Genomic DNA, 1,806 nt, shown 5'->3' with positions numbered 1-1,806 from the left:
GGGCAGTGCATCATATAGTTTTCTTCAGGTTCATTTGGAAATAATTCATCGATCAACCATCTAGGTACTTCTTCTTCGTAACCGCATTTTGTACATTTCATCAATACATCTTTTTCTGTATGTTCTGTCATTCTTTGAGTTTTCTAAAGGATTATAGGTATAGGTATACTGCATTATAGATCCACATTTACATTGGATTGGGTCTCTATTAAAAGAATCTATTAAATGAGTGCGGTATCTAAATTTATTGAGTTTGTTTTTAAGGGCTTTGGTTCTTGTTTCACGAGAATAATTCTTATTCTTTTTGATTCCAAGAAGTGCATGTACTTTATCCAATGTTTTCTTAGATGCATTGGCATAGAATCCATAATATCGAGTGGTTAAGACATGGTAGTCTGGAATATGTATAATAAGGTGGTTTATAAAGTTGATTACGTTATCTGTGACATCATATCTTTTCTCATCCTTGTAATCATTGTAGAACCAGCTGACAGTCTTTGATTCTTTATTGTATTCTGTAATTCTATTTTCAGCCATCGCAGGTCTACCTACATAGCGAATGAAGTAGTTTATGCAGCCTTGAATGTTTTTACTATTATTGGAATCATTATTATCTGATTTAGATTTGGCATAGACATAGAAACCTTTTGGGTGTCCTTTATAGAGTCTGTTTCTTTCTTCTAGTTTACTCAATCCACCAGATTCAATGATGAGATGTATCAGCTAATATTGAAATGTTTTTCGAAGCCTAGAAAAATTGAAATGGTGGAACATCTTAAGTTTGTTTGTTTTTTGCGAATATACAAGTTCCGGTATAAGACAATGGATGTGTGGATTCCATTTAAGGTCCCTTCCAAAATATGTATAGTGGCAATCATGCCAAATTCATTACGAACAGGAATATCTTTGAATATATAATGAGTATTCCTTAATTGTTTCGTTTTCAGTTTCTTTAATAATGATCTATTCACTAGTATACATATTGTATTTCTAGCTGCAACAAATAATAGATTGAGTCTGGTACGATCCTGTCTGAACTAGTTTCTAAGTTCTTCAGGAATAGTAAATACAATGTGTCTATGAGGGCAGTCAAGACAAAAAGAAGTGGCTTTGGCTGCAAGCTGTTTGGCATATTTAACACCACAGGCATTACAGAATCTTGAATGACATGAGTGTGGAATAATGTTCCAGTTGTCACAATCCGTACACTCAAACTGATCAAAACCAAGATAACATGTGTGGCAAAGAAGAGAACGTTCTACATTGTCTAAAATGTAAGGACGAGCTTTACCGGAAGCATCTAATTTTCGAATGTATTCAATATTATCGAAGAAGATGTTTTTAATAGGATGATTGAAATCAAAGTTTCGAACATCACAATCTAATAGTGATAAAGTTTCAACTGAAATGTTTGAATGATAAGTTGTGTCCATAATTGAAGTATAGAATGAAACCATTCTAAATTGAATAAAAATACAGTTACAATGTGAATTTAATGTGAACATGTGAGAATTTCAATGAATATCACATAATAACATTGGTGATATAATAATACAAATAAAATAAATTAGAAAGTCACAAATCTATCTATTAAACCTGTTTTGAATATAGTATAATAGAGTCAGATAGAACAGGAGGACTTGTCTTATGAAGGTGTTTTCAATGACACAAAGAATCTATTATAAAGATTTGGAACCAGATGCAGAATTGATCATTAAAAAGGATCTTGAACTGTATAATTGTATGCTTCATAAGGCATTCAAAATCTGTTTTGATCGTGCCTATAAGGATGTTACTTATTCAGAA

The 1,806-nt window shown here is 31.9% G+C and carries 3 protein-coding genes; all 3 read right to left on the bottom strand.

Going from position 1 to position 1,806, the window contains the following annotated elements:
* Nucleotides 1-60: 60 nt before the first annotated feature.
* Nucleotides 61-693, bottom strand: coding sequence for a transposase (locus ACZQCL_RS09255; protein ID WP_482482976.1), 633 nt, complete (start codon nucleotides 691-693; stop codon nucleotides 61-63).
* Between the two features lie 30 nt (nucleotides 694-723).
* The gene (locus tag ACZQCL_RS09250) at nucleotides 724-885 is read right to left on the bottom strand and encodes a transposase (protein ID WP_482482978.1); all 162 of its coding nucleotides are present in this window, start codon (nucleotides 883-885) and stop codon (nucleotides 724-726) included.
* 152 nt (nucleotides 886-1,037) lie between these two features.
* Nucleotides 1,038-1,433, bottom strand: a complete 396-nt coding sequence (locus ACZQCL_RS09245; protein WP_482482974.1) for a transposase zinc-binding domain-containing protein — start codon at nucleotides 1,431-1,433, stop codon at nucleotides 1,038-1,040.
* Nucleotides 1,434-1,806: the final 373 nt, after the last annotated feature.

This window comes from Holdemanella sp. (assembly GCF_056804935.1).
The sequence above is the reverse complement of the archived record's forward strand: the minus strand, read 5'-3'. Positions and strand labels throughout refer to the sequence as shown.

Excerpts from the sequence above, each read along its gene's own strand:
- ACZQCL_RS09245 (WP_482482974.1), bottom strand. The coding sequence starts at position 1,433 with ATGGACACAACTTATCATTCAAACATTTCAGTTGAAACTTTATCACTA.